Origin of the sequence: Acinetobacter sp. T_3_1, from assembly GCF_025377055.1 — a bacterium.
GTDB lineage: Bacteria > Pseudomonadota > Gammaproteobacteria > Pseudomonadales > Moraxellaceae > Acinetobacter > Acinetobacter kookii.
On the sequence record NZ_JACHVD010000012.1, the window covers coordinates 1 to 25,904 of the forward strand.

Below are 25,904 nucleotides of genomic sequence, written 5' to 3' on the forward strand. Positions count from 1 at the left end.
TAACAAATTATCTTGTTGTTATTATTAATAAATTGTTAATTATTGTTTATTTTTTAATTGTAAGAAATCATTATGTAACAATTCCCTAAAATTAAAATTTACATCAAAATTTTAATTAAAATAATATTTTTTATATATTAAAAAAATCAAAATTTCATATCCAAAAACTTCAGCTATTAGATCATTTTCAATTTTAGAAAGTTGTAAACTTTGATTTTATTGGAACTCTTTCCAAAATGTGACGCACTTCTACTTTTTTAGTAAAATATAATTAACCAATCACAGTTAAGCGTATTTATAAAGTAATTCTGGTAGAAAGATAAATTTTTTTTAGCAGGATGATTTCCATTTCAAAAAATGCCTCCACCCCAGCCATAAAGCCGGGGGCAGGAATGAATAGCAGCCTTGATCTGGCTGATTCAATTGATTAATCAAATANGGTAGAAAGATAAATTTTTTTTAGCAGGATGATTTCCATTTCAAAAAATGCCTCCACCCCAGCCATAAAGCCGGGGGCAGGAATGAATAGCAGCCTTGATCTGGCTGATTCAATTGATTAATCAAATACAAAAAAGCTGGGCATAGGTAATTTCGTCTTCCCCATCCGTCCCGTGCAAAAGGAATCTGCCCCCAGAATAGGTTAATGATTTTATTCTTATCAATTAAATCAATAATTTATTTAAAAAAGAGGCCTAACTATTTACCAATAGTTAAACCTTTAGTCATGTTGAAAACGGGGTTACTTTACGGTTACGGTGATGCTACCCGTATTCACCGCACCAATGGCAGAAGTTTTAATACCGTTGATATTATTCTCGGTTCCTTCTGTGATTGTATTTACAGATGCGTCAATAGCGCCAGAGTTAAAGGCGACATTGGCTACACTGTAATTGCTCAAGGTTTGATTCAACTCCTCATTAAAGCTGGCATCAAGACTTTGACCAAGCACACTTTCGATCTGTGATGACGAATCGGTCTCAGTATCGGTCAACGACTCCAATTGACTTTGTTGATCATCAAGCGTTGCATTGAGTATACCCGTACTCAGAGCACTCAGGCTGCCTTGCTCTACAGCAAGATTACCTGTATTTACAGCACCCAGGGCCGAGGTCTCTATGGTGTTTTCAAAATTATTGACAGCATCAAAACCTCCCTCTGTGTTGACGCTTGCATTAATATCCGCTGTATTGACTGCAAGGTTAAGCGCAGAGCCATTGGTGACCTGCTGGGATAAAGTAGCCAGAGCCGTTTCCAGACCCGTATCTACAGCCACTTCCGTGTCTTGAGCATTTGCCATGCCTGCACCAGTCAGGAAGGCGACGGATAAGGCGATTGTTTTAACAGTTTTTTTCATAGCTGTTCTTCCTTTTCACGTTTTGAAGCACCTCTCGCTAAGTACTTCTTCTGATCATGGGAGCGAGCCCATTTTCATAGTGCTTTTAATCAAGCTGCGTGATTGACCAGTAATTCTCGACCACTTCGGGGCGGACATCCTCCAGCATTGAAGTCTCTCCCTCTTGCTGGTCTTTCTTATCCTTCCGGTCATCTGTCTTACCTAAAGAAGATGAGTTCTGTTTCCTGCTGATGGATTTAATCAAGTCCTGTTTATTCATCTCAGGCTCCTGTACCAGGCTGAACGGCTTCTTGCTTGAGAATGGCAAGCCGATGCGGCTTGAAAGCAAATGCCCAAACAGGACATAGATACCCCCCAGAAGATCTGCTGTTTTGGGTGAACGGAAAATTCAGCATAGCGAGTCTCCCGATGGGGTGCTTAAGTTAGGGCATTGCGGATTATTTTGAGTAGTCGTCGAATTTAAAGTCCCGTCATTCGCAGTATCACTGGAAATGTCTATGTCGTTATTTGCACCACTGATATTGATATTGTTGGTCGGGGTATTTACCGTACCGATAGAGCGGGTATGGGTACTATTGATGATGGTTTTTCCCAAGCCGGAATAATAATCGGAATCCTTGAGCTCGATCAGATTTGCCTGCACCAGATTCTCATTGGAACGGGCACTTGATGATTTCCAGCGCTGACTCCATTCATCCGATGTAGCATAAGCAGTGTTCAGAAAACAGTAACAAAATAAACCCAGATTGATCATTAATATTCTCATAATCTTTGAAGCCCTCTGACCTGAGATGTTCATTTATCTTTAACCCAAATAAGTTTTAATAAATCTAAGTAAAATTAAATCACATAAAAAAAATAAAAGGCAATTTTTATCCAGATTCACATTTTTTCTGTTTTTTATAAAAAGTTATCCACTTGTTTTATATTAAAAAAATAAGGATTTGTTATTTATTTGTGATTTGTAATAAATCATTATATAAAAATTTTTTGAATATAAAATTCACATAAAAAACTTGATTAAAATAATATATTTTTTATCTAAACAGTAATAAATAATTTCGCTAATAAAGTATGAAATTATGTTCTTCACTTATTTTATAGAATGGTAAATTTCGATTTTATGAGGACTTCTTTATAAGTGTGATTTTCATCATATTTTATTAAAAATATAATTAATCAATCACAGTTAAACCTATTTATAAAGAAACCTTGAGATAAAGGTAATTTTTTGCCTCTATCCCCCAAATCGGCATTCTCCCCCTCCCAGCCTCCATAGAATTAAACTCAAGCACACTTAAAATGAAACTTGAACAGAGGACCGGAGCAGCCTCACCCTGCTTGAGGTTGCAGAACCTGCAGGATGAAGCGATTGCTCATGCTTTTAGAGCTGATGAACACTTAAAAACCCATCCGTAATCCCTCCTATTCGATGAAGAATGAATGTGTTTACAACTCAGATAAACTGTTTTGACTTTATTTCAACTAGAATCAGGTTGGTATGAAATGTTCCTGACATCCAGATGTAGAACAGACATACTGTTGCAACATGTCATAAATACCCGCTGACCTTGAAGCCCGCTCTATTCCATATAGCCCAAGATCGGTCAAGCTAACTTGTTGATGGAAAACTCTATGCAATGTCCTAAATGTGGATCGACTGAAGTTGAAAAACGTGATCATGAAAAGAATTTAAAGACCATTAGTGGAATTTTAATGACCTCAGCCGGGGCAACCGCAGGAACAGTCGGTGGGGCCGCAACAGGTGCATCCACAGGGGCCGCAATTGGGGCAATTGCCGGACCATTAGGAGTGATTTTCGGTGGTACTGTAGGCACCTTTGTAGGTGCCATTGCCGTAGGGGTGACAGGCGGGGTACTCGGTAATATTTTCGGTAAAAAAGCCGGAGTCATTATCGATAAAAATGTGTTCCTGGATTATAAATGCTTAAAATGCAAGCATCGCTTTAAAGAAAAAGCATAAGCATTCAGTTACTTAAACTTTAAATTGCAATAAAAAAGACCATTCATTTTTAGAATGGTCCTTTTTTATCTCTATATTTTAAGGATAGGGTGAGTTGAACCCAGTTTCTCAATAAAAAATCAGTTTGCCTGCAATTTTTTAACCACATCGCCCAAGCGCTTACCCTGCTCTTCACACAGGATTTTTTCATCCTGACTCAGTCCCAAATCATGGCGTGGACCACTCACATGGCTTGCTCCATACGGCGTACCACCCGATTTGGTATTGGACAATGCCGGGTTGGCATTCGGCAGACCCATAATCATCATGCCATGATGAAACAGGGGCGGAAGCATAGTCAGCAATGTACTTTCCTGCCCGCCATGCATAGAACCTGAAGATGTAAAGACACAGGCCGGTTTCTGATGTAAGGCGCCATTCAGCCACAGACTGGTGGTCTGATCCCAAAAATATTTCATCTCGGAGGCCATATTGCCAAACCGTGTAGGCGAGCCCAGAGCCAAACCTGAACAATTGGCCAAATCATCCAAGGTGCAATAAATATCCCCTTCCTCCGGAATACTCGGTTCAGCCTGTTTCACCACAGTGGATAGATTAGGCACCGTACGAATTTTTATCGCCATACCTGTAGATTCAATTCCATTGGCAATTAAATGCGCCATTTCTTTGGTTGAACCATATTTGCTGTAATATAAAACAAGGACATAAGACTGCATAATTTTTATAAACAAAGCCAAAAGAGAAAACTATACGGTATTTTTCCCATTTTTTGGTTAAGCTTGGTATTGAAAATTCATAAAGACGACTAAAAAAATTGAGACTTCATCACTATGTTAGAAAAGTATTTAAAAAAACTTCCTTTTTATAATGAGACCTGGTTTCAATTTGCTTTATTTGTTATCAGACGTTTTGAAGCCGATCGTTGTCGTGATCAGGCAGCTTCTCTGACTTATACCACGCTGTTTGCAGTAGTTCCCATGCTGACGGTTTTTCTGGTAATCATTTCTTCCATTAAAGCTCTGGAACCAGCAAGACAGCAATTACAACAACTGATTTACAGCCATTTTCTGCCCCGAACCACCATCGCCTTTGACAAGGCCTTTAATGCCTTTACCGATAAATCCAGCAACCTGACAGTAATTGGTATTTTATTCCTGTTTGTGACTACAGTCATGATGCTTTCTAGTATCGAAACCGTATTTAACCGGATTTGGCGGGTTCAGGAAACGCGAGGCGGAATCATTGGATTTATGCGTTACTGGACTATTATTTCACTCGGTCCAATTCTGTTAGGCAGTGCTTTTGCTATTTCATCGACTGTGGCTTCATTAAATGTACTCAGCAATAATTTTGCCGGTTATGAGGTCAACGGCGAATTTATCTTGTGGGGCATTTCCTTTGTCCTGACCATTTTGGGGTTCTTTATTTTAAACTGGACCATTCCCAACCGCAGCGTCCCAATTAAAGCCGCCTTGATTGCCGGTACATTCAGTGCAGTCGTGTTTGAATTGTTGAAGAATCTGTTTGGCGTCATCATGTCGAATTTCACCAGTTATGAAATTGTCTATGGCGCTTTTGCAGCCATCCCGATTTTCCTGTTATGGATTTTCCTGTCCTGGAACATTGTTTTGCTGGGGGTCGAAATCAGTTATGGCCTGACTGCGTTTAATTCAGGTAAAGAACAGAAGCGTCATCCGGTAATCATGCTGTTAGACGTGCTTGAGCTGTTTTATAAAAAGCAGCAAATTGGCGAAACGGTTTCAGATGAAGAAGCGCTGCTGGTTTTGGGTCGTGATGAAATTGGACGCTGGCCAAGTTATGTACTGATGCTGGAAAAGCAAAATCTGGTGAAACGTACCGATGATGATCAATACATTCTCGCGCGCAATCTGGCTCAGGTGGATTTCTGGAGCTTTTATAAACAGCTACCCTACCCGCTTCCACGCAGCAAAGATGTTGCCAATATCCGCCCGGATGATGAATGGATACAAAGACTCGGACCCGCACTGGTTGAATCTGATGACTATCTGGCTGCAAAACTCTCCATCCCCCTGTCCGCTATTTTTGAAAAGAAATAGCGTTAACTGACGTTGACGATGCCATAAAAAAGTCTTCACATATGAAGGCTTTTTCAATGACTATGCGGAGGTATGAGCAAACAAAAATGTCTGATCCAGCCATGCAAATTGACTGTCATGTAAAAATTCAGAACTTAAAAAGGCCGCATTTAAGCAGCCTTTTTATTCAATCTTTTTACTTATTGAACAAAGGTTTTCCAGACAAAATCCTGGCTCTGACCTTGCAACGTCATGGTGAGTTGATCGCCTGATTGCAATGCAGCCACACCCGCCGGTGTACCTGTCATCACCACATCCCCTGCTTCCAGGGTAAAGACCTGGCTGATATCAGCAAGTAAAGTCGCAATATCAAAAATCAGCAAAGATGTATCGCCTTTTTGACGCAGCTCATCATTCACATGCAAGGTGTAATGTACATCTTTCCAGTCTTTCACTTCTGAAAGCTCAACCCAGTCACCCAACAGGCATGAACCATCATATGCTTTGGCACGTTCCCAAGGCTGACCTTTCTTTTTCAGGTCATCCTGCAAGTCACGCAAGGTTAAATCCAGGCCCAAAGTTACCGCACCCACAGCTTCCAGCGCTTTAGCCGGATCGGTCTCCGCCTTTAAAGTACGGTCAATCCGCAGGCTGAGTTCGCATTCATAGTGACAATTACCCCAAGCCGGGTTCCATGAAATCCCCTCTTGCAATGCCATTAAGGCACTCGGTGGCTTGATAAACAAAACCGGACGATCAGGAATGGCATTGCCTAATTCTTTGGCATGGTCCGCATAGCTACGGCCGACACAGACAATCTTCGATGGACGTGTACTCATGATCTTCCCTTTTTATTTCACTGTTAGGTTATTTCAGGCTTACTTTTTAAATGTATTTTCAAATACGGTTTGGTCGGCAGAGTGTTCAAAAGCACGTTTCGGCACAACCACCACGGTACGGTTCTTCAATTCAATCATGTACGTCAGTTTACCTGTAGCAAATTTTTGCACGTCGCTATAGTTAAACATCTGTTTACGACCATTGGCATAAATTTCCGCATGATCCTGAAACAATTCGATGCCTTGTTCACTTTTACCAAGCTGGTATTTTACAAATTGACGTTTAAACATCATCGGTAAAAACCAGTAACGCATAATCAACTGCAAAATTAAAAAGAAAGCACCGAGCGCAACATAATAGCGACCCACGCCATTAAAGCCGAGGTAAAAACCCCAAATAATAATTCCGATACTTACGAAGGGGGTAATAAAGCGGCTAATCTGCTTTTTACCAAACGTCGCAAGCGCAAAACCGTCTTGTGATTCTTCCAGATTTAAGAAATAACGTACCGATACAGCAGGCTTGGTCTCTGACATGATTCATCATCAAATTATTCGAACAATTGTGCTAGATATTACACCAGATTCGGCCTTTTCCTTATTGTTTTTGCTCGGCCCATTACAAGCTAAATTACATAAGTTTGCTTCACAACCGTTTTGAAATTGATTAAAACATCATCATTCACTTAAAAAGCATAAACAGGATGTGACATGCAGAACAATAAAAATAAATGTAGTTTGCTGGTGCTGTGCTGCCTGCTCGGCGCGCAGGTCTCGGCAAAGATCATCCCATGGGAAGAACAGATTCCCAGTAGCCTGAGTGTATTCCAGGGAAAGGCCCAACTTCTGGCTGACTTAACCGCAAACCGTATTTTGATTTACGCCCATCCGGCACAGGCAATTACTTTACCCACCTTTAAAAATTCGCACAGTATCAGTGGCAAGTTTTATACCGGTGCGGTGGTGGTACCCGCCAGCAGCCAAAACGTAGCGCGGCTTTTAAGCAACTATAACGGGTACAAAGGGCTATTTCCGACCTTAAAGTTAGCAAAGGTCGTTGAACAACAAGGCAACATTACCCAGATGAAATATCAGGTGTCCATCCCTACACCCATTCCAATCTTGAACTTTAAAGAAAATGTGCTGATGCAGCACCATTTAACGGCGAACAGTATTTCAACCCTTGTCCTGGATGCGCCTATTCCTTATGGTGCAGGCAAAATTGAATGGTTTGATTTAGGCAACAACAAAACCTTAATTACCGTGACCCAATGGGGCGACTTAAACCATCCCAAAGGCTTTTTATTCAGCAGCATTTTGAATGCGCTTCCGGAAGCCAAACTCGGCATTCCCTCTGGCACCAACGCTTTTTTACTTGAAGCCCTGCAACAGCACTTTAAAACACCGAGTTACCACAGCTTGAAAGCTGGAGAATTACCCGAAGCCCCATTAAGCTCGAACCAGGTTCAAAAAATTGCCACACTGAGCCAACTGTCCCAGGAACCGGTTTCTTTTATCTTGCCCTCCAGCAAGGTGCCCTATCCGCACGGTCTGGAAAGCTTGCGTTTTAGCAGCAGCTATCAGTACTTTGCAAAAAAACCGCAACAGATGCAGCACTGGCTGAGTGCGCCGGCTTATCAGGAGCTTTTTCCACGCCAGATTAAAGAGATCGACCTGAAAAAAATTAAACCCAACACCATTGATGCAGATTACAAAATTTCAGTCGGATTAGGCGTGATCAATATTCCCTTCGATTTTAAGCTGCACTTTGACTATCCCAACAGTCTGGAAAATCAGTTTGATGCAGTGGGTGGAGATTTGCAGTTTGTCAAAGGCGGTATGCAGCTGATTCCGCAAGGTCACGGCACCTTGTTAAATATCACCAGTGCCATGAAAATCCATGACCAAGCGCCCTTTCTGCTCAGAGCGATGAGAAGCATGCCTTATCACGACATGTTACCGGCCATAGGGGGCAATACCGTATTGGCATTAAAGATTAAACACAAGATGAAATAATTTTTTCACACATTTAATTTATTCTAGGCACAAAAAAACCGCATTAAATGCGGTTTTTTCCAGTTTTACATCTGTCGATGCGATCAAGTTGGTGCGCTCAGAGAGATTCGAACTCCCGACCCCTTAGTTCGTAGCCAAGTGCTCTATCCAGCTGAGCTATGAGCGCGACGTCTTGATGTGGTGCATTATACGCGTTTTTAATATTCTGTTAAGTGCTTTTTAACAAATACGCAATCAAGTGGACAGTTATTGGGCAAAATTAGATTTTTCATCTATTTTTTAAACAACATTTGTTTTTTTGAGGATTGNGTAGCCAAGTGCTCTATCCAGCTGAGCTATGAGCGCGACGTCTTGATGTGGTGCATTATACGCGTTTTTAATATTCTGTTAAGTGCTTTTTAACAAATACGCAATCAAGTGGACAGTTATTGGGCAAAATTAGATTTTTCATCTATTTTTTAAACAACATTTGTTTTTTTGAGGATTGCACAGATTGATTTGAGATCAAAATAATCAATTTCACCAGTGCATTTTTACTCCAGATTTCGTTCAGATATCTGGAATGTCTGGAGTAGATATTTAAGATGCCCTAATTTTTTTTAAAGACATCTCCACTCATCGAAAAAACGTACCCGCTCAGTTGCACCAAATTTCAGGCACAAAAAAAACCGCAACATGTGCGGTTTCTTCCAGTTTTACATCTGTCGATGTGTTCAAGTTGGTGCGCTCAGAGAGATTCGAACTCCCGACCCCTTAGTTCGTAGCCAAGTGCTCTATCCAGCTGAGCTATGAGCGCGTACTTGAGTTGCTTTTCAGCATTCGTTACTATAAAAAATTGCCGCGTTTAACTTGATTGGTGCNTCAAGTTGGTGCGCTCAGAGAGATTCGAACTCCCGACCCCTTAGTTCGTAGCCAAGTGCTCTATCCAGCTGAGCTATGAGCGCGTACTTGAGTTGCTTTTCAGCATTCGTTACTATAAAAAATTGCCGCGTTTAACTTGATTGGTGCGCTCAGAGAGATTCGAACTCCCGACCCCTTAGTTCGTAGCCAAGTGCTCTATCCAGCTGAGCTATGAGCGCGTACTTGAGTTGCTTTTCAGCATTCGTTACTATAAAAAATTGCCGCGTTTAACTTGATTGGTGCGCTCAGAGAGATTCGAACTCCCGACCCCTTAGTTCGTAGCCAAGTGCTCTATCCAGCTGAGCTATGAGCGCATTTCAAGTTATTCGTGGCGGTGAGAGAGGGATTCGAACCCTCGGTGGGCTTTAAGACCCACGCTCCCTTAGCAGGGGAGTACCTTCAGCCACTCGGCCACCTCACCGTAACGAGCCGCCATAATACAAATTAAACTTCGTTTCTTCAAGTCAGATTTCAAAAAATTCTGATATTTTTAATCAATCATCTATTTTTTAAACAATTTCCGAGCTGGCTCTGCCCTTTTCGCTGTTTTTTATGGCAAATACTGCTGAAATATTCAACCTGGCCCGAAAATTTGCACTGAAAAACACAATATTGCAATCATTTACGTGCAGTCTGTTGCTGCATGACTTATGCTAATCCTATCTTCTGACATGAAGCCAAAGACATTATGAAAAATTGGGTCGATCCTGAAGCTAAAGCTGAAGCTGAACGCTATGAAAATCCTATTCCCAGCCGTATTCTTATTTCTGAAACGATTGAAAAACTACAAGCACCACAATCTCATGCAGATCTAGTGGAACATTTTGAAATTGCAGATCAAAAAAGTATTGATGCCCTTAGCCATCGCCTGATCGCCATGGTTCGGGATGGCCAGTTGATGAAAGATGGCTACAAGTTCCAGCTTGCCGTCAGCCAGCCGACGCATGAAGCCACCGTGTATATCAATTCCAAAGGTCTGGGCAGTGCCTCGATTGCCGATCATGAAGACCTTTTACTGCCTGAACGCGAGCTGCGTCTGGTCTTTAATGGTGACCGCGTCAAGGTTCGTCAAACTTCGGTCGACCGCAAAGGCAAGGCTTGGGGTTTTATTACCGAAGTGGTGCAGCATCGGGTGAAACAGATTATTGGTAAAGTGGCGGTTCACGATGGCGAATACTTTATTCAGCCCGGCAATCCGAATGCTCACCAACCCATTACCCTGGAAAAAGAACTAATTGAACATGCCCAGGTCAAAGTGGGTGATTCGGTTCGCGTGGCAATTGATGACTATCCGACCCGTGAAGAACTGGCGACCGGTCATATCGTTCAGTCTATGGCAGACAAGGCCGATACTGAAATCATTATTCCGCAGACCATTCTGGAATTTGGCTTGCCTTATGAATTTCCGGAAGAAGTGATTCGTGATGCGGAACACTTTAAGGAACCTTCTGCACAAGACCGCGAGGGCCGGATCGATTTACGTGATTTGGCCCTGGTCACCATTGACGGTGAAGATGCCCGCGACTTTGACGATGCGGTATATGCCGAAAAACGTCCAGGCGGCGGTTACCGCGTGGTCGTGGCCATTGCTGACGTGAGCCATTATGTGCGTAATGACCAGCCTTTGGATGATGAAGCTAAAGAACGTGGCACGTCAGTCTATTTCCCGCACTTTGTCTTGCCGATGTTGCCGGAAGCCTTATCTAATGGTCTGTGCTCGCTGAATCCGCATGTCGACCGTCTCTGTATGGTTTGTGATTTAAAACTGTCCCGTGCCGGGCGTGTTACAGGTTTTGAATTCTACCCATCGGTCATGCATTCTAAAGCACGTCTGACCTACACCCAGGTGGCGCAGTATTTTGACGGTGACAGCAAAGCCGTTCCTGAAGATCGCGATGTGCGTAAATCGCTGAATACCCTGTTCCAGCTGTATCAGATTTTAAAAGGTTTACGGGCGCAGCGTCATGCCATGGAATTCGAAACCGTCGAAACCTACATGACCTTCGATGAGTTGGGTGGCATTAATGAAATTCTGCCGCGTACACGTAATGATGCGCATAAACTGATTGAAGAATGCATGTTGCTGGCCAATGTGGCCGCCGCCGAATATGCCCTGGAAAATGACATTCCGATGTTATACCGTGTGCATGAGCCACCTGAATTTTCACGTATCCAGAAAGTGCGTGAATATGTGAAATTGCTGGGTCTGCCCTTCCCTGAACAGCCAACGCAAAAAGACTATCAGGCGGTCATTGATGCGACTAAAGACCGCATTGATGCACCTAGCATTCACGCGGTGCTGTTACGTTCCATGATGCAGGCTTATTACGGCGCAAGTAATGCCGGGCATTTTGGTTTGGCTTATGATGCCTATACCCATTTCACCTCTCCAATCCGCCGTTACCCGGACCTGTTATTGCACCGTGCCATCAAGGCTCATTTAAAGCAGAAGCCTTTCCTGCTTTCCGGTGCAGCCCTGGATGATGCCGGTGAACATTTCTCGCAAACTGAACGCCGTGCCGATGAAGCTTCCCGTTCAGTCACGACCTGGTTGAAATGTCACTATATGCAGCAGCATTTAGGTGAAGAATTTGTCGGGATTATCAGTGCCGTGGCCGAGTTTGGCCTGTTCGTGACCTTAAAAGACCTGTATGTCGATGGCATGGTTCACGTGAGCCAACTGGGCGATGACTATTTTGTCTATGACCAGGCCAGCCAAAGCTTAATCGGTCAGGCACGTGGTCAGACCTTTAGTCTGGGCGATGAAGTCAAAATTAAGGTGGCAGCGGTGAATCTGGAAGATCGCAAGATTGACTTTGAACTGTTGCAACAATTGACCCATGCCGGGCGGGTGATTCGTAGCCGAGCGCCACGTGTGGCCAAGACTACCACAGAGGAAGTCTTTGGTTCACGAGCCAAAGCCGTGGCGAGTGAAGAGGGCGAACAGCCGGTTCGCAAGAAAAAGCCAAAAGCCAAATCTGCTGCACCGGCCAAAAAGTCAGATAAAAAATCTTCAGCCAAGGCAGATGCAAAAGCCAAAGACAAGCTGAAGAAAAAATCTAAGCCGAAAAAGAAAAAGTCGAATGCGAAAACCAAGATAGAATAATTTTTCGATATAAGCCCTACTCCGGTAGGGCTTTTTATTAGGTCTGGTCTACCAAGTATTTACCGACTGAAAAATAATAGCCCTTGATTTAACCCTCTCTAAGCCTTACATCTACTATTAAGTTTATAAATGATATGGCGTATTAGAAATGACTTTAGAAAAGGCGACCTTGCCCGTTCCACAATTTGACCAGATTCAACTGGCCGATTTAAAACAACAGATTGAACAGGCCATTCAACAAGGACAAAGTTTTTTAAACGATTTAACCGCAGTTCCAGAGGATGCTCAGGCACAGCTGAATATTCTGGAACAGGTCGATACGCTGGAAAACAACATGAGTGAAGCTTGGGGTGTGCTGTCACATCTCAATGCCGTGATGAACAATTCAGAAACACGTGAACTGTACCAATCCCTGCTTCCGGCATTAAGCGAATACTACACCCAACTGGGTCAACATACGGTGCTGTATCAAACCTATCAGCATGTGCATGACTCATCCGTATTTAGCACGCTTCCAGCAGCCCATCAAAGTGCCATTAAACTGGCGCTGCGCGATTTCAAACTGTCAGGGGTTGCTTTAGAAGGTGAAGCGAAAAAACGCTATGCAGAAATTTCTGCCCGTTTGTCGCAGCTTTCATCTGACTTCTCCAACCATGTATTGGATGCCACACAAATCTACTTCAAGCCGCTGACTGAAGATCAACTCAAAGGCTTGCCGCAAAGCAGTATCGATTTACTTAAACAATATGGCCAGCAACGCGAACTTGATCAGCCGGTGGCGACTTTAGACATTCCGGCTTATCTGGCCATCATGACCTATGCCGATGACCGTGGCTTGCGTGAAGAGTTGTATAAAGCCTATACCACACGTGCTTCCGACCTGTCAGAACATCCTGAATTTGACAATACCCAGGTGATGGAAGAAATCCTGAGTCTGCGTCATGAAATGGCTCAACTGTTAGGTTTTAAAAACTATGCCGAGTTATCGCTGGCCAGCAAAATGGCACCGGATGTCGAAACTGTAGATAAGTTTCTGGTCGACCTGGCTGAACATGCACGCACACCGGCCAGCAAAGAAATTGCCGAATTAAAAACCATTGCCATTCAGGATGGCATTTTCGAGTTACAGCCATGGGATACGGGTTACTATTCGGAAAAACTGAAACAGCAACAGTTCAATTTATCGCAGGAATCACTCAAACCGTATTTCCCTGCACCGAAGATTTTGCAAGGCCTGTTCAGCATTGTGAACCGTCTCTATGGCATCAACATTGTGGAACGTGAAGCGCCGGTCTGGCATCCCGATGCGCGCTATTATGAACTGGAAGATCAAGGCAATGTGGTCGGCGGCTTCTATCTCGATCTGTATGCACGCAGTGGCAAACGCGGTGGCGCCTGGATGAGCGGTTTCCGCTCGCGCATGCAAACCCGACAAGGCCTGCAAAAACCGATCTGCTACATGGTCTGCAACTTCACCCCTGCAGTCGCTGATCAACCAGCGTTACTTACCCATGATGAAGTGAATACCCTGTTCCACGAGTTTGGTCACGGTCTGCATCATCTATTGACCGAAGTCGACCATATTGCTGTGGCAGGAACTCATGGTGTCGATTGGGATGCGGTCGAGCTACCAAGCCAGTTTATGGAATTCTGGACCTGGGATACAGACAGCCTCGATCTGCTCAGTGAACACATCGAAACGAAGCTGCATTTGCCAGAAGATTTGCTTAAATCCTTGCTGGATGCCCGCTTCTTCCAGTCCGGCATGCAAACTTTGCGTCAAATCGAGTTTGCCCTGTTTGACCTGCATATTCACAAGCACAGCTCGGCTTTGAATGCCGAACAGGTACAAGCGACGCTGGATGAAATTCGCCAAAAATATGCAGTCGCACCCACAGCCAGTTACAACCGTTTCCAACATAGCTTTAGCCATATTTTTGCCGGCGGCTATGCTGCGGGCTATTACTCTTACAAATGGGCCGAAGTTTTGGCCAGTGATGCCTTCGATCGTTTCGAAAAAGAAGGAATCTTTAATGTTCAGACCGGAAAAGAATTTCGTCAATTTATTCTAGCAGTTGGCGGAAAAGATACAGCACTTGACGCGTTTATCAATTTCCGCGGACGCGAGCCAAAAATAGATGCGTTATTACGTCATCAAGGTTGGACGAACCCCTCTAAAAACGCTTAAACTAACTGTCTAAGATTGTTCGGAAGGTTAGGATGATGACTATAAAACGTCGTTTCATTGCAGGTGCTAAATGTCCAAAATGTGAAGCGCTAGATCGGGTTGTCATGCTAACTTCTGGCGACGATGAATGGATTGAATGTATTGACTGTGGCTATAGCGAAAATCGGCCAACGCATGTCGATGAACCACAGATGCCGGAACAGCCGGATGAGATTGGTGTCATTCAGTTCAAACCGCGTCAGCCTAAATAAAAACAGGTTCAATATGACATTAGATCAAAGAAACAGCCCAAAACTTTTATTGGGCATTACTGGGGGACTGGTTGCAATCATTGCGCTTTTTTTGGCCTATCAATGGTTTTTTGCAACTTCAAATGAAATACTGCCTGAACATGAAGGAACCAGTTTAACGGCGCCTGCAAAACCGGCGGCTAAAGCTGAAAAAGCGCCAGAACCGCTTGCTCAAACCGAGCAGGAAACCATTCAGCTGGTGGATGAAAAAATCCTGAAAGAAGCTGTTCCAGAAAATGAATCACTCGCCAAAGAAGAAGTGGCTAAACTGGAAGATATTCAAAGCCAGCTAAATGAACAGGAAGCCATGCTGAAAGCCCAACATGCCGATGCAGATGAGCTGATTGCCCTGAAAGAAGAACAGATTAAATTACTTGAAGCCCAATTGGCTCAAAAACAATAATTTTATAGTTGAATATTCAGCTAAAATAGCAGTACATATTTTAGCTGAATTGTTTCATGTCCCTACCGACCAGCAGTCGGAACCTGTTTACAGCACTCGCTTTACTGACCTGCTCTGCCTTTTTATTTTCTCTTATGGGTGTCTGTATTCGCTATGCTTCGCATACCGTAGATAATCCCACCATTGTATTTTTTCGCAACTTTGTCGGCCTGTTTATTTTTCTGCCGCTTATTTGCTCTAAGGGAATTAGATTTTTTAAGACCGAAAAAATCTGGATGCATAGCTGGCGTGCCGTCATCGGGCTGATTGCCATGTATGGCTTCTTTTATGCAATTGCCCATTTAAAGCTGTCCAATGCCATGGTCTTTACCTATTCTTCCCCGATTTTTATTCCCCTGATTGCCTGGTGGTTTCTGAAAGAAAAAATCACCAAGTCCATGCTGCTCGCCGCAGTGATTGGCCTGGTCGGGGTCATTTTTGTGGCCAAACCCGATGCTGGCATGTTTAACCAGATGTCTGTGATTGGGCTAGGTGCCAGCTTGTTGGCAGCCATGGCATTTATAACAGTCCGCGCGCTCACCCGTACCGAATCTCCAGAGAAAATCGTATTTTATTTCTGCTTTATCGGCACACTCATTTCCATGATTCCGATGTTCTGGTTATGGCGTCCCTATACTTGGACTGAACTGGGTTTCTTGATTGGCGCAGGTCTGCTTGCCAATATTAGCCAGATTTTCATGTCCAATGCCTATAAACTCGCCCCAGCCGGACAGATTGGTCCCGTGAACTATATTGCCATTATTTTTGCAGGAATCTGGGGCTTTATCTTCTGGAAAGAAATACCGGATCATTATAGTTTAATGGGTTTCGGCCTCATTCTGGCTGCGATTATCCTCTGTAGCCCTCTGGTTCAAAAACGTGCCACCCCATAATTCAGGCAGATTTCCCGCATATAATTCCCCATATAAAAAGTCATAAAAAAAAGCACCCAAAGGTGCTTTTTTATGATGGATTAATGATACCAACCGAACAGCTTAAATACATAAGGAATATAAGCGATGATCAACATGGCAGGCAGCATCACAATCACGGGTAAAATCCAGCGTTCATAGCGGTAGTAGAAAGATAGATGACGCACTTCTGCATCCGCCTCAGCCACCTCGGCATCTCCAATAGACTGCCGAGCCAGAAGATGGTTCAGCGCTACAGGTGGGGTGACATAACCAAGCTCAAAACCAATCAGGGTAATCATCCAGAAATGTACCGGGTGGATACCGTATTGATAGGCCACCGGAGCCACTGTAGCGGAAATCAGAATAACGGCACCAAATGGGTCCATGATCATGCCCACAAAAATCATCAGTCCGACAATCAGGGTAATGACGAGAATGGTACTACTGATATCGGTCGGGAAGGCTTGCATCACTTCGATACGTTCCAGTAATCCCCCCACACTGACAGAAAGCGCCATTAGAATCACCAGGGCACCAATATGTCCAACCGTTTCACTGGTAGAAATATGTAGCGATTTCCAGAATCCGACATTACGTAAACTTTCTCCATAGGCAGAACGTTTCACGCCATGATCAACTGCCAATTCTTTGCCCTGCTGTTTACCATGCTCTGCTTCACGGTATTCGACATTTACCGCTGCACCGGCAGTTGCCAATTCAGGGGTCGATCCCGGATTCAACTGGGCGGTCAGGGTTTCATCCCAATGTCCCACTGCGGGCAAAGGTGCAGGTTCATGGCGTAACTTGTCGAAAAGTACCACCAGCAACAGAATCACTGGCATCATGACTGGAGCAGTAAATTCATTCAGATCGGTCGACAAGGCATATTTATAGAATAACCAGATCAAGATGAAAATCACGACATAAGGAATAATTGCCACTACAGCACGAGCCGATTGAGGTGCTGCTACACCTGGGGCTGCAATACGGAATTTACTTTCGGCGAAGAACAGTGAAATGATCAAAAATAAAGTTGACGTCAGCAGGAACACATATACGCCATAGTGATACAGCAAGTCCGTTGTCACTTCCTTATTCAGTGAGGCAACCACCACAATCAATAAACATGGACGTAATACCACACCTAGAGAACCTGACATAGCTGTTGCTGCCAGAGCAAACTGACGGCGTCCACCCGCATTCCAGACTTCCTTATAAATAATCGCACCTGCTGCGATCACGAAAATCCCTGATGCTCCTGTATAGGCCGTTGGCAACGCAGCTGCCACCAAGATCAGCCAGGTCAGGGTTTCAGGTGCCAGATTCCATGGACGCAGGATATTCAGGAACATGTCCACGACACGGGTCTGTTTCAGCAACATACCCGCCCAGATAAACAGTGCCAGATTCAGGAAGATACTCGAAAACTCGACCAGCTGCCCCAGGTAAATACCCTGTCCCATTGGATAATCCATCAGGAAGGTAAAACTAATCCCGGTAATGATCGCCATATAGCCATACAGCGGCACACTCAGAAAAGCCATTCCTAAGCTACCGCCCTCTTGGCTCTGCTTGGGCTGTCTGAATATCTGATACAGGCTGATCAAGGTCAGCGTACTAAACAGAATCATCCACAACCAGTAAATATATTTCATGTCTCCGATCGGGACACCCGAATTCAGCATGGACTGATATTGGCTATAAGACGAGTAAGCCAAAAAGGCGTTACCAATCAGCATTGCCACCGAGTACACTTTAAAATCGATACGCGTTGTGGGACTACGTAAACCAATATGATGGGTTTTCAGCGTTGCACTGATCGCTGCAAATACCACCATGATAACCAGTAACAGGGCCCGGTTTTCAGTACCGAACTTGAATACGCCAAAGAAAGACGTTTCAAAGGTACGATATGCGCGAATACTCGGATGAGCCTGCATATGGGCAATCGCTTTATCATAGAACTGATAGGATTCTTCACAGACCTGTTGAGCCTGTACTATCGCCGCACGCACATCAGCCTCTGAACGCACACCGAAAAAATCAGCATACTCGTCGGCTGCATCGGCTTTCATCTGCTCTTGCACTTTACGATCGACATTGACATTACGTTCACAGGTTGGGGAACTCGGTTCGGCACGTAGAAATGAATATTGCATGCCAGTCGCCGGATCACCGTACAGACGCTCACCCATACGCAACAGCTGGCCGTGAATCATTTCACCGGTACCAATAATCAAAGTCAGCAAAAGTAAGACAAGAACGACAAAGGCCGAGATCCACTCTGTCCATATATAACGTAACAGACCTAATCCAGATCTGTTATTTTCATCATATTGCATGTGTATTCCTATTTTTATTTTGGTCATTACACGGTGGTTTGGTAAAGCCAATTTTGATTTATGAACGGAGAATATCCTTTCCCGATCCAATTTCTTTATTGTTATCTACAAATTTGCATTAACCCGACATTAATGAAAATGACAATATGTATTTTCTTTTCTGTTTTAAATGTCAATCTCGCCACTATTCAACGAAATATTCCCATAGAACATACGCCAAAGCGATGATTATTCCTCCAATCACTCCCAATAAATGAGCTTCAACCAATACCGGACTGCCAATAAGTTCTGCTGTGCTGACACTGCCGACGGTATTTTCCCAAAGCAATTTTCCCAGAATCAGGCACAGCACCAAGGCAGCAAAATTGCGCTCTTTCCTATACAACAAATGCACGCAGGCAACAGTGACATAAGCCCCATGCAAGACTCCGGACAAGCCGGCATAGGCTTCTATATCTGGAAAGAAATAATAAAAACACAGGCTGATAAATGGCGGAAGCAATAACAGTAAAGCAACGAAATGCCAGATTCTGACGCGGGGAAAAATAAAAGGTAAGCAGGCAAAAGCCAGCATATTAAGCAGATAATGGATCCATCCCACATGTACCCAATGGGCAGTCCATAAACGCCAGAACTCTTTGAACAAGCCAGCTTGCCAATAGATAAATGAATCTGCAAAAACTTGAAGACATGCCGAAAAAGACATTACAAATGCAATAAAAATAATCTTTTGCATAAGAAACTGGTCTTTCATTGGCATGTCCCCAGCTTAGAAAAAATGGATTAAAGATCAAACATCATTCCAGCCCATCTTTTCTTGTATTTTCTTTTATTCCATTCAATTTAAGAGGAGGCCGCACTCTCATTTTCATCAAATAAATCATCTAATTCTGCAGAACTGTCCTGATCATCCCAGAAACGTTGCATGCCATCATCACCCGAACGGATTCCGGTATGTTCAGTCCAATAACGGTCTGAAATACCCTGCACCATATTTTGCGCCATACTGTCGACCAGTCTGAACTGCGGATTAACCGGCTTTTCTTCAGAGCGTGCTGTAGCAAATGTTTTCAGGGCATCGCGAATCTTGGCATCATCACCACTGGCTTGAGCTGCGACTGCATACAGGGCATGAGACAGGCGTACACCTTTTTGTTCACCCAGTTGTACCGACTGTTTTAAAGTCTGGTAAGGATCGGGCTTACCATCGCCTGCGCCCGGCAATAAGGTCCAAATGACGGCACGTGCCGCTTCTGGCGCGCCCCAGAATTTGGCATTATCCAGGCAGACCATCCCGCGTTCAACGATGGCCGCAATATCTTTGGGTACATGGACTGCACCGCCAGAATTAATGTCATTGGTCATGGCCTGCAAACCGCTGATCATCCCCATTAAATACACGGTTTGATCAAGGTCGCTTTTCATTTTCGGGCATCCCTCACCCAAGGCCTTATTATATTTTGTCGCCCAACGCTTTTCTAACAGCTGGTAGCCCGCGTACTGACGCTGTGCAGCAATGGCCGCCCAGCGTTTTTGCTGGATACGGGCATCCTGGGCTTCTGAAACCCGCCCCGCTTTAGACGCGCGTAAATAATCTAGTTCTGCTTCCAAAGCCTGATTTTCGGCACAGATCCCGGATGAAGCATATAAAAGTACGGCAATACGGGTTGGGTCTGCCCCCATATCTTTGGTTGACATAATGGCGGGCGTTAAGGCATTGCCTGAATTACACGCCATATCCGCATCATCCATGGCCAAGATTGGCGGCACAATATGTTTCTCACTAAAACCCAGGGCAATATTTGCACCTGATTTAACCACTTGAGAACAACCTGATAATAAAGAACTTGTAATGATAATGACTGCCATACCCTGGCATATTTTTTGGACTTGCGACATTTTCCTGTCCTCTATAATTGTGTTTATGTCCATAGCACCTAAACATATCAGATGCGAAATCTGAATAAAAGAGTATTCACTCTAATTAGGTTTAATACTTTGCCACGAAATGACGTACGGAAAATTGACTGTATTCCATCAAGTTAAAAATTTTGGGCAAAAAAAAGTAGCATTGCGACGGTTCGGCACATGCTACTTATCAAGGGGTAAAAGCCTATTGGCTTTCATGTTGTGCAAATCGATCCTTCAGCACTGTTCCTAGTCGTCCAATAACAATTGCCAAAACAATTGCTACCACCAGAAACATCCAAGTTGGAATCATCATGATGATTTCCTCATTTGCTGTTGGTGTTTTTAATTTACATTTAGCGGAAATAATTTAGCGGAAAAATTGTCCGACAATTGCAATATTTGTTATTTTTTTCATTAAACTGTCTTACAAAATATTAAAAATTAAAATTATATTAATTATTATCAATATCTTAGTTAAAACAAATTTTATACAACTGTCTAACAATTAGATTAATTTTGCCAGTTGTTTCAGTGCTTTCCATTGCTTAAAAGGCAATTGATCCACCCAGATCAAGAGTGGTTTTTCCTGAAAATGCTGGAAATACACCACAATATAAAGCTGATGATCAATCAAATGACTAATCGAAACACGTTTAACCTGTTGCGATTTTAAATGGTATAACGACCATTCACGTGCATGCAAATGTTCAAGACACATCGGCTGAGGCATTTTAAAGCCATAGATATAGGTCAACACACCCAGCACAATGCACAGCAACCATAACCATGCCGGCAACAGCTGCTGCAAAAGTATAATCAGCAAAGTAAAAATGCTCAGCTGAAATACAAATGCCAGACGGCTGCGTTTCAGCTGAAAACAACGCTTAGCCATGGACGTAATGTTTTAACTTGACAATCAAGGCTTTCATTTCCGGGCGTGGAGGTTCAGAAACTTCCATAAACCAATCTAGCAAGTCCGGGTCCTCTTGTGCGACCAATTCAGCAAAAGCTTCTTTCTCTGCTGCATCTGCCTGCAGATAATGATTTTTTACATAGGGATCAAAATAAACATCAATCTCTTTTAAACCGCGACGGGCACGATAAATGACTTTGCGTTCTTCCAAGCTGATTTCTTCGCTCATAGCCTTTCCCCAACCGTATGAAATTTTTTGCTAGTTTACCCTATCCATCCCCTGCATTTCGAGCCATTTCCCCGAATTGACCAAATTCATCATTTTATCTGTACATTTGAGCATTCATCTCATTGCCGCTTGTGTCTCAATCTTTTAATTTTTATCTGACAATCACTTTGTAGATGGACAGAATAACAATGCAATCAGCTGCAATCCGACCTTTAGCCCCTATGCTGCCCCGCCATTTGTTTAATGCCGAGCACGATGCCTTCCGTGAAACGGTGCGCAAATTTTATGAAAAGGAAGTGGTTCCAAATACTGCCAAATATGAACAGCAGCAGCATGTCGACCGGGATTTATGGAACAAGGCGGGTGCAATGGGCTTACTCTGTGCCACCATGCCGGAACAATACGGAGGATCGGGTGTAGACCGTCTTTACAGCATGATCCTGATTGAAGAACAGGCCTATGCCATGGATTCGGCAACCGGCTTTTCGCTACATTCGGATATTGTGGCCAACTACATCTTCAATTTTGGCAATGAAGAGCAAAAATCAGCCTGGCTGCCCAAAATGGCTACAGGTGAAGTGGTCACGGCCATTGCCATGACCGAACCGGGAACCGGATCTGACCTGCAAGCGGTACGTACAACTGCTGTTTTGGATGGCAATGATTATGTCATCAATGGCTCTAAAATTTTTATCACCAATGGCTACCTGTGTGACATGGCGATTGTGGTCTGCAAAACGGACAGCAGCGATAAAGGCTCTGCCAATTTATCTTTACTCATCGTCGAAGCTGACCGTGCTGGTTTCAGTAAGGGCAAACCTTTAAATAAAATTGGCATGAAAGGACAAGATACCTGCGAGTTGTTCTTTGACAATGTGCGCGTGCCCAAAGAAAATTTGCTGGGTATGGAGGGCATGGGCTTTATGATGCTGATGAAAGAACTGGCCTGGGAACGCATGCTGGTCGCAATCATTTGCCAGGCGGGAGCCGAAGCGGCATTCGCGCATACCGTGCAATACACCAAACAGCGGCAAGCTTTCGGCAAGCCGATCAGCGCTTTTCAAAATACCCGCTTTAAACTGGCTGAATTAAGAACCGAAATCGATTTCTGTCGAGCTTATTTAGACCGCTGTATGGAATTACAGCTAGAAGAAAAACTGGGCATTGATGCAGCGGCAGCAGCGAAATACAAAATTTCCGAAATGTTTTCTACAGTCGTGGATGAGTGCCTGCAACTGCATGGCGGTTATGGCTACATGATGGAATATCCAATTGCACGTGCCTATATTGATAACCGTGCCAACCGGATTTATGCCGGCACCAATGAAATTATGAAAGAACTGATCTCGCGTTCCCTGTAATCAAAAGCCCATCTGCTGATGGGCTGTTTCTCTTAACTAATCTCTGCTAAAAATTCACTAATCAAGGCCAGTACCAGTTCGGGTTGTTCTTTATGCGGCATATGATGTAAGTCCTCTAGAATTTGCAATTCAGCTGCACCTTTCACTCCTGCAAAGATCTGCCGAGGCTGTGCCAGCGTGCCGTATTCATCTTGCTCCCCATGAATGATCAAGCTGGGGCATTGTATTTGGGGCAATACCTGACTCAAATTCCAGTCCTTAAATGCAGGTGCCAGCCAGGTTTCAGTCCAGGCATCCAGCACCCACTGCGCTTTCTTAGGATGATATTTGGCGAGGCGCTCCATTTGTCCCGCTTGCCGAAATCCCTGCTTGGCTTCACGGATACCGGCTAAAGTTCGTTCTTCCACTTCATATTGCGCAGCAATGGTCACCAAAGCCTGACAACGCTGTGAATATTCAGCAGCGATGGCAGCCGACATTCCCCCACCCACACTATGTCCCAGCACAATAAAATCTTTCAGCGCAAAATAATCAAGCACGGACTTAAAACCATGAGTCGCCTCAGTGATGACAAAATCCAGGCCCAAAGGCTGGTGATTGACTGCTGACTGTCCAAAGCCGAGCCGGTCATAAGCATAAACAATACGCTTGGTCTGAGCGGCAAGTTGTGCAGGAAAATCTCGCCATAAAGCCACACTGCCCAGTGAATCATGCATCAATAGAATCGGTGCTAATTCTGGATTAGCTTCAGCAGACTGCCAGGCCTTGGCATAAAGGAAATAGGAGTCAAATGACAGTTGATATTCACGCGCTAAGATACTCAAAACTTATTCCTGTGCCGGCTCAATTACTTTTACTCCATACTGTAGGAATTTGCAGCAGAACTAAAGATTACAAATTGAACTCGTGATTCCAATATTCATAAAAAAAGAAGCATTTTTGCTCCTCTTTTAAATAATGATCAGGCTCAATAAGAAAACTCAATCATGAGACCAAACGCGGTGTCGAGCTTTTCTTATCCTGTTGCTCACGCTTATGAAATTTAAGCACACCATCCTCAAAACGCGCATGTTTCAATTGTTTGCGGTCAGCCAGATAATTATTGGATACACTCCAAGGTGCATGCTTGCCCTGCTTCGGCATTACATCAGCGGCACGGGCAATATAGCCCGAAGACAGACTGCCCATCACTGTATCTTGCATTAACTCCGTCGCGTCACCTTGTGGAATCACTTCATCATAGCCATTTTTGTCCATATAGTTGATCAGACGGCAAATATAATCCGCTGCAATATCCACTTTAAGTGTCCAGGAGGCATTGATATAGCCAATAATCATGGCCATATTCGGCACATCACTAACCATGATACCCTGATACAACATATGCTGGGAAGTGTTCATCGGCTTGCCGTCAATCATCGCCTGAATGCCGCCTAAAATCTGAATATTCAACCCAGTTGCAGACACAATAATATCCGCATCCAAATGTTTACCGGACTTTAACTGAATACCTGTTTCAGTAAATTTTTCAATTTGATCCGTTTCAACCGATGCACGGCCTTCACGCAAGATTTTAAACAGGTCACCATCTGGAACCACACACAGACGCTGATCCCAAGGCTCATAATTCGGAGTAAAGTGTTTCATATCCACCTTACCTTTGAGCTGAAATTTTACTGCATTCAGCAAAATTTTCTTGAGCAGTTTCGGCTGTTTCTGCGCCAGGGCATAAATACCGCGTTGCATGCTAATATTACGTGCGCGCGTTAATTTATAGGCCACATCTTCTGGCAAATACTTGCGCATTTTGTCATAGACCAGATCTATCGATGGCACAGAAGCAATATAGGTCGGAGAACGTTGCAACATGGTGACATGCCCTGCCCCACCTTTCGCCATCGCAGGCACCAGGGTGATTGCGGTTGCCCCACTGCCAATAATCACCACTTTTTTACCCGAATAATCTAACTGCTCGGGCCAATGCTGTGGATGAATAAAATTGCCTTTAAATGCAGACTGATTGGGGAATTCAGGCTGGAATCCCTGATCATAATTATAATAACCTGTACATCCTAGAACAAAATTAGCCACCCAGGTTTGCTTTTGTTGAGCTGCATCTTCAATTTCAACCACCCACTTTTTAGTGTCCGAATCATAATTCGCCATCAAAACCTGATGCTGAAAATGGATTTTATTTTTAAGCTGATACTCGTCGATCACTTCAGATAAATAATTTTTGATGGATGGACCATCCGCCAAGACGCTGTCTTTTTGCCATGGCTTAAAATTAAAGCCAAAAGTCGACATATCTGAATCTGAACGAATGCCTGGATATTTGAATAAATCCCAGGTTCCGCCAAAACTTTCCCGACGCTCAATAATGTCAAAAGAGCGTTGCGGGCAATTTTTAGAAAGATGAACAGCCAGACCAATACCTGAAATACCGGCACCGACAATCAACACATCAATATATTTTTCCATGTTCTTTTTATAACCTGTTTAAGCTTTATTTTATTAAACCACAAAATTGACAATACACAATGTCAAGTTAGTGTAAAACTGACGAAAAATATATCAGTTCAGGACAAAAGCTTAAATTGTCAGACAATTTAAAATCTTCAGGCATAAAAAAGACCGGTGAAACACCGGTCTTTTTTAGAACAACTGAAGCTATTCTTGCGAAATTATTTAACTTCGCGATCTACTAGCTCAACGTAAGCCATCGGTGCAGCATCACCTGCACGGAAGCCCGCTTTAAGAACACGTAGATAACCGCCGTTACGTTCTTTGTAACGAGGGCCAAGAACGGTAAATAATTTACCAACAGTTGCTGCTGAACGAGTACGAGCAAACGCTAAACGACGGTTTGCAACAGTATCGTTTTTAGCTAAAGTGATTAAAGGCTCAGCTACACGACGTAACTCTTTCGCTTTAGGCACAGTTGTTTTAATCAACTCGTGCTCGAACAAAGAGTTAGCCATGTTTTGGAACATCGCTTTACGATGACTGCTTGTACGGCCTAATTTCACACCACTATTACGATGACGCATGGTGATAGT

The 25,904-nt window shown here is 43.7% G+C and carries 23 protein-coding genes and 6 tRNA genes; 9 read left to right on the forward strand and 20 right to left on the reverse strand.

Annotated features, from left to right (window positions below):
• Nucleotides 1–739: 739 nt before the first annotated feature.
• From H4I94_RS11370 to H4I94_RS11380, 3 genes are all read right to left on the reverse strand, one after another.
• Nucleotides 740–1,354 (reverse strand): hypothetical protein, encoded by a 615-nt coding sequence (locus H4I94_RS11370; protein WP_261183176.1) that lies wholly within the window; start codon nt 1,352–1,354, stop codon nt 740–742.
• Nucleotides 1,355–1,439: 85 nt separating this feature from the next.
• Nucleotides 1,440–1,613, reverse strand: a complete 174-nt coding sequence (locus tag H4I94_RS11375; RefSeq protein WP_165493268.1) for a hypothetical protein — start codon at nt 1,611–1,613, stop codon at nt 1,440–1,442.
• Between the two features lie 129 nt (nt 1,614–1,742).
• The gene (locus tag H4I94_RS11380) at nt 1,743–2,120 is read right to left on the reverse strand and encodes a hypothetical protein (RefSeq protein ID WP_092820820.1); all 378 of its coding nucleotides are present in this window, start codon (nt 2,118–2,120) and stop codon (nt 1,743–1,745) included.
• Nucleotides 2,121–2,977: 857 nt separating this feature from the next.
• Here H4I94_RS11380 and H4I94_RS11385 point away from each other — a divergent pair.
• Nucleotides 2,978–3,337, forward strand: coding sequence for a hypothetical protein (locus tag H4I94_RS11385; protein ID WP_092820818.1), 360 nt, complete (start codon nt 2,978–2,980; stop codon nt 3,335–3,337).
• A gap of 119 nt (nt 3,338–3,456) precedes the next feature.
• On the opposite strand, the gene wrbA is transcribed toward H4I94_RS11385, so the two are convergent.
• Nucleotides 3,457–4,053, reverse strand: coding sequence for an NAD(P)H:quinone oxidoreductase (gene wrbA, locus H4I94_RS11390; RefSeq protein ID WP_261183177.1), 597 nt, complete (start codon nt 4,051–4,053; stop codon nt 3,457–3,459).
• Nucleotides 4,054–4,167: 114 nt separating this feature from the next.
• Here wrbA and H4I94_RS11395 point away from each other — a divergent pair, with 114 nt between their 5' ends.
• Nucleotides 4,168–5,415 (forward strand): YihY family inner membrane protein, encoded by a 1,248-nt coding sequence (locus H4I94_RS11395; protein WP_261183178.1) that lies wholly within the window; start codon nt 4,168–4,170, stop codon nt 5,413–5,415.
• 179 nt (nt 5,416–5,594) lie between these two features.
• Here H4I94_RS11395 and H4I94_RS11400 read toward each other — a convergent pair whose 3' ends face one another.
• Both H4I94_RS11400 and H4I94_RS11405 read right to left on the reverse strand, forming a co-directional pair.
• Nucleotides 5,595–6,233 carry a fumarylacetoacetate hydrolase family protein gene (locus H4I94_RS11400; RefSeq protein ID WP_261183179.1) on the reverse strand — a complete coding sequence of 213 codons (639 nt, stop codon included), beginning with the start codon at nt 6,231–6,233 and terminating at the stop codon, nt 5,595–5,597.
• A 39-nt stretch (nt 6,234–6,272) separates the two neighbouring features.
• The gene (locus H4I94_RS11405) at nt 6,273–6,770 is read right to left on the reverse strand and encodes a YcxB family protein (RefSeq protein ID WP_261183180.1); all 498 of its coding nucleotides are present in this window, start codon (nt 6,768–6,770) and stop codon (nt 6,273–6,275) included.
• 174 nt (nt 6,771–6,944) lie between these two features.
• On the opposite strand from H4I94_RS11405, the gene H4I94_RS11410 reads away from it, so the two are divergent.
• Entirely contained in the window at nt 6,945–8,249 is a 1,305-nt protein-coding gene (locus H4I94_RS11410; protein WP_261183181.1) for an SRPBCC family protein, read from the forward strand.
• An 89-nt stretch (nt 8,250–8,338) separates the two neighbouring features.
• Here the strand turns inward: H4I94_RS11410 and H4I94_RS11415 are convergent.
• The 6 genes from H4I94_RS11415 to H4I94_RS11440 all read right to left on the reverse strand — a co-directional run bounded on the left by H4I94_RS11415 (nt 8,339) and on the right by H4I94_RS11440 (nt 9,570).
• Nucleotides 8,339–8,415: transfer RNA gene (locus H4I94_RS11415), tRNA-Arg, on the reverse strand.
• 553 nt (nt 8,416–8,968) lie between these two features.
• Nucleotides 8,969–9,045, reverse strand: a tRNA-Arg gene (locus H4I94_RS11420).
• A gap of 71 nt (nt 9,046–9,116) precedes the next feature.
• Nucleotides 9,117–9,193 (reverse strand) — tRNA-Arg (locus H4I94_RS11425).
• A gap of 58 nt (nt 9,194–9,251) precedes the next feature.
• Nucleotides 9,252–9,328: transfer RNA gene (locus H4I94_RS11430), tRNA-Arg, on the reverse strand.
• Between the two features lie 58 nt (nt 9,329–9,386).
• Nucleotides 9,387–9,463 (reverse strand) — tRNA-Arg (locus H4I94_RS11435).
• Between the two features lie 15 nt (nt 9,464–9,478).
• Nucleotides 9,479–9,570: transfer RNA gene (locus H4I94_RS11440), tRNA-Ser, on the reverse strand.
• 267 nt (nt 9,571–9,837) lie between these two features.
• On the opposite strand from H4I94_RS11440, the gene rnr reads away from it, so the two are divergent.
• The 5 genes from rnr (at nt 9,838) to H4I94_RS11465 (ending at nt 16,068) form a co-directional block, all read left to right on the forward strand.
• Complete coding sequence (gene rnr / locus H4I94_RS11445) at nt 9,838–12,255, forward strand: ribonuclease R (protein WP_261183182.1); 2,418 nt, start codon at nt 9,838–9,840, stop codon at nt 12,253–12,255.
• A 148-nt stretch (nt 12,256–12,403) separates the two neighbouring features.
• Entirely contained in the window at nt 12,404–14,443 is a 2,040-nt protein-coding gene (locus H4I94_RS11450; protein ID WP_261183183.1) for a M3 family metallopeptidase, read from the forward strand.
• Nucleotides 14,444–14,484: 41 nt separating this feature from the next.
• Nucleotides 14,485–14,694 (forward strand): YheV family putative zinc ribbon protein, encoded by a 210-nt coding sequence (locus tag H4I94_RS11455; protein ID WP_171259728.1) that lies wholly within the window; start codon nt 14,485–14,487, stop codon nt 14,692–14,694.
• A 13-nt stretch (nt 14,695–14,707) separates the two neighbouring features.
• The gene (locus H4I94_RS11460) at nt 14,708–15,136 is read left to right on the forward strand and encodes a hypothetical protein (protein WP_131273026.1); all 429 of its coding nucleotides are present in this window, start codon (nt 14,708–14,710) and stop codon (nt 15,134–15,136) included.
• Between the two features lie 56 nt (nt 15,137–15,192).
• Nucleotides 15,193–16,068 (forward strand): DMT family transporter, encoded by an 876-nt coding sequence (locus H4I94_RS11465; protein WP_261183184.1) that lies wholly within the window; start codon nt 15,193–15,195, stop codon nt 16,066–16,068.
• Nucleotides 16,069–16,148: 80 nt separating this feature from the next.
• Here the strand turns inward: H4I94_RS11465 and H4I94_RS11470 are convergent, their stop codons facing one another.
• The 5 genes from H4I94_RS11470 to H4I94_RS11490 form a co-directional block, all read right to left on the reverse strand.
• A complete protein-coding gene (locus H4I94_RS11470) occupies nt 16,149–18,431 on the reverse strand; it encodes a TRAP transporter large permease subunit (protein WP_261183185.1) in 2,283 nt (760 codons plus the stop codon).
• Between the two features lie 184 nt (nt 18,432–18,615).
• Nucleotides 18,616–19,185, reverse strand: coding sequence for a rhombosortase (gene rrtA / locus H4I94_RS11475; protein ID WP_092820795.1), 570 nt, complete (start codon nt 19,183–19,185; stop codon nt 18,616–18,618).
• Between the two features lie 89 nt (nt 19,186–19,274).
• Entirely contained in the window at nt 19,275–20,330 is a 1,056-nt protein-coding gene (locus H4I94_RS11480; RefSeq protein WP_092820793.1) for a hypothetical protein, read from the reverse strand.
• A 517-nt stretch (nt 20,331–20,847) separates the two neighbouring features.
• A complete protein-coding gene (locus H4I94_RS11485; protein ID WP_261183186.1) occupies nt 20,848–21,234 on the reverse strand; it encodes a hypothetical protein in 387 nt (128 codons plus the stop codon).
• Nucleotides 21,227–21,484: a succinate dehydrogenase assembly factor 2 gene (locus H4I94_RS11490; RefSeq protein WP_092820788.1), complete on the reverse strand. Its 258-nt coding sequence runs from the start codon at nt 21,482–21,484 to the stop codon at nt 21,227–21,229. Before H4I94_RS11490 ends, H4I94_RS11485 begins: the two co-directional genes overlap by 8 nt.
• Before the next feature lie 188 nt (nt 21,485–21,672).
• Between H4I94_RS11490 and H4I94_RS11495 the strand changes: the two genes are divergently transcribed.
• Nucleotides 21,673–22,845, forward strand: a complete 1,173-nt coding sequence (locus H4I94_RS11495) for an acyl-CoA dehydrogenase family protein (RefSeq protein ID WP_261183187.1) — start codon at nt 21,673–21,675, stop codon at nt 22,843–22,845.
• Nucleotides 22,846–22,877: 32 nt separating this feature from the next.
• Here H4I94_RS11495 and H4I94_RS11500 read toward each other — a convergent pair whose 3' ends face one another.
• The 3 genes from H4I94_RS11500 to rplQ form a co-directional block, all read right to left on the reverse strand.
• A complete protein-coding gene (locus tag H4I94_RS11500) occupies nt 22,878–23,669 on the reverse strand; it encodes an alpha/beta fold hydrolase (RefSeq protein ID WP_261183188.1) in 792 nt (263 codons plus the stop codon).
• A 160-nt stretch (nt 23,670–23,829) separates the two neighbouring features.
• Nucleotides 23,830–25,326 carry a flavin-containing monooxygenase gene (locus H4I94_RS11505; protein ID WP_261183189.1) on the reverse strand — a complete coding sequence of 499 codons (1,497 nt, stop codon included), beginning with the start codon at nt 25,324–25,326 and terminating at the stop codon, nt 23,830–23,832.
• Nucleotides 25,327–25,529: 203 nt separating this feature from the next.
• Nucleotides 25,530–25,895 (reverse strand): 50S ribosomal protein L17, encoded by a 366-nt coding sequence (gene rplQ / locus H4I94_RS11510; RefSeq protein ID WP_004691290.1) that lies wholly within the window; start codon nt 25,893–25,895, stop codon nt 25,530–25,532.
• Nucleotides 25,896–25,904 lie beyond the last annotated feature (9 nt).

Coding starts and splice junctions, on each gene's coding strand:
- H4I94_RS11370 (WP_261183176.1), bottom strand. CDS start 1,354: ATGAAAAAAACTGTTAAAACAATCGCCTTATCCGTCGCCTTCCTGACT.
- H4I94_RS11375 (WP_165493268.1), bottom strand. CDS start 1,613: ATGAATAAACAGGACTTGATTAAATCCATCAGCAGGAAACAGAACTCA.
- H4I94_RS11380 (WP_092820820.1), bottom strand. CDS start 2,120: ATGAGAATATTAATGATCAATCTGGGTTTATTTTGTTACTGTTTTCTG.
- H4I94_RS11385 (WP_092820818.1), top strand. CDS start 2,978: ATGGAAAACTCTATGCAATGTCCTAAATGTGGATCGACTGAAGTTGAA.
- wrbA (WP_261183177.1), bottom strand. CDS start 4,053: ATGCAGTCTTATGTCCTTGTTTTATATTACAGCAAATATGGTTCAACC.
- H4I94_RS11395 (WP_261183178.1), top strand. CDS start 4,168: ATGTTAGAAAAGTATTTAAAAAAACTTCCTTTTTATAATGAGACCTGG.
- H4I94_RS11400 (WP_261183179.1), bottom strand. CDS start 6,233: ATGAGTACACGTCCATCGAAGATTGTCTGTGTCGGCCGTAGCTATGCG.
- H4I94_RS11405 (WP_261183180.1), bottom strand. CDS start 6,770: ATGTCAGAGACCAAGCCTGCTGTATCGGTACGTTATTTCTTAAATCTG.
- H4I94_RS11410 (WP_261183181.1), top strand. CDS start 6,945: ATGCAGAACAATAAAAATAAATGTAGTTTGCTGGTGCTGTGCTGCCTG.
- rnr (WP_261183182.1), top strand. CDS start 9,838: ATGAAAAATTGGGTCGATCCTGAAGCTAAAGCTGAAGCTGAACGCTAT.
- H4I94_RS11450 (WP_261183183.1), top strand. CDS start 12,404: ATGACTTTAGAAAAGGCGACCTTGCCCGTTCCACAATTTGACCAGATT.
- H4I94_RS11460 (WP_131273026.1), top strand. CDS start 14,708: ATGACATTAGATCAAAGAAACAGCCCAAAACTTTTATTGGGCATTACT.
- H4I94_RS11465 (WP_261183184.1), top strand. CDS start 15,193: ATGTCCCTACCGACCAGCAGTCGGAACCTGTTTACAGCACTCGCTTTA.
- H4I94_RS11470 (WP_261183185.1), bottom strand. CDS start 18,431: ATGCAATATGATGAAAATAACAGATCTGGATTAGGTCTGTTACGTTAT.
- rrtA (WP_092820795.1), bottom strand. CDS start 19,185: ATGAAAGACCAGTTTCTTATGCAAAAGATTATTTTTATTGCATTTGTA.
- H4I94_RS11480 (WP_092820793.1), bottom strand. CDS start 20,330: ATGTCGCAAGTCCAAAAAATATGCCAGGGTATGGCAGTCATTATCATT.
- H4I94_RS11485 (WP_261183186.1), bottom strand. CDS start 21,234: ATGGCTAAGCGTTGTTTTCAGCTGAAACGCAGCCGTCTGGCATTTGTA.
- H4I94_RS11490 (WP_092820788.1), bottom strand. CDS start 21,484: ATGAGCGAAGAAATCAGCTTGGAAGAACGCAAAGTCATTTATCGTGCC.
- H4I94_RS11495 (WP_261183187.1), top strand. CDS start 21,673: ATGCAATCAGCTGCAATCCGACCTTTAGCCCCTATGCTGCCCCGCCAT.
- H4I94_RS11505 (WP_261183189.1), bottom strand. CDS start 25,326: ATGGAAAAATATATTGATGTGTTGATTGTCGGTGCCGGTATTTCAGGT.
- rplQ (WP_004691290.1), bottom strand. CDS start 25,895: ATGCGTCATCGTAATAGTGGTGTGAAATTAGGCCGTACAAGCAGTCAT.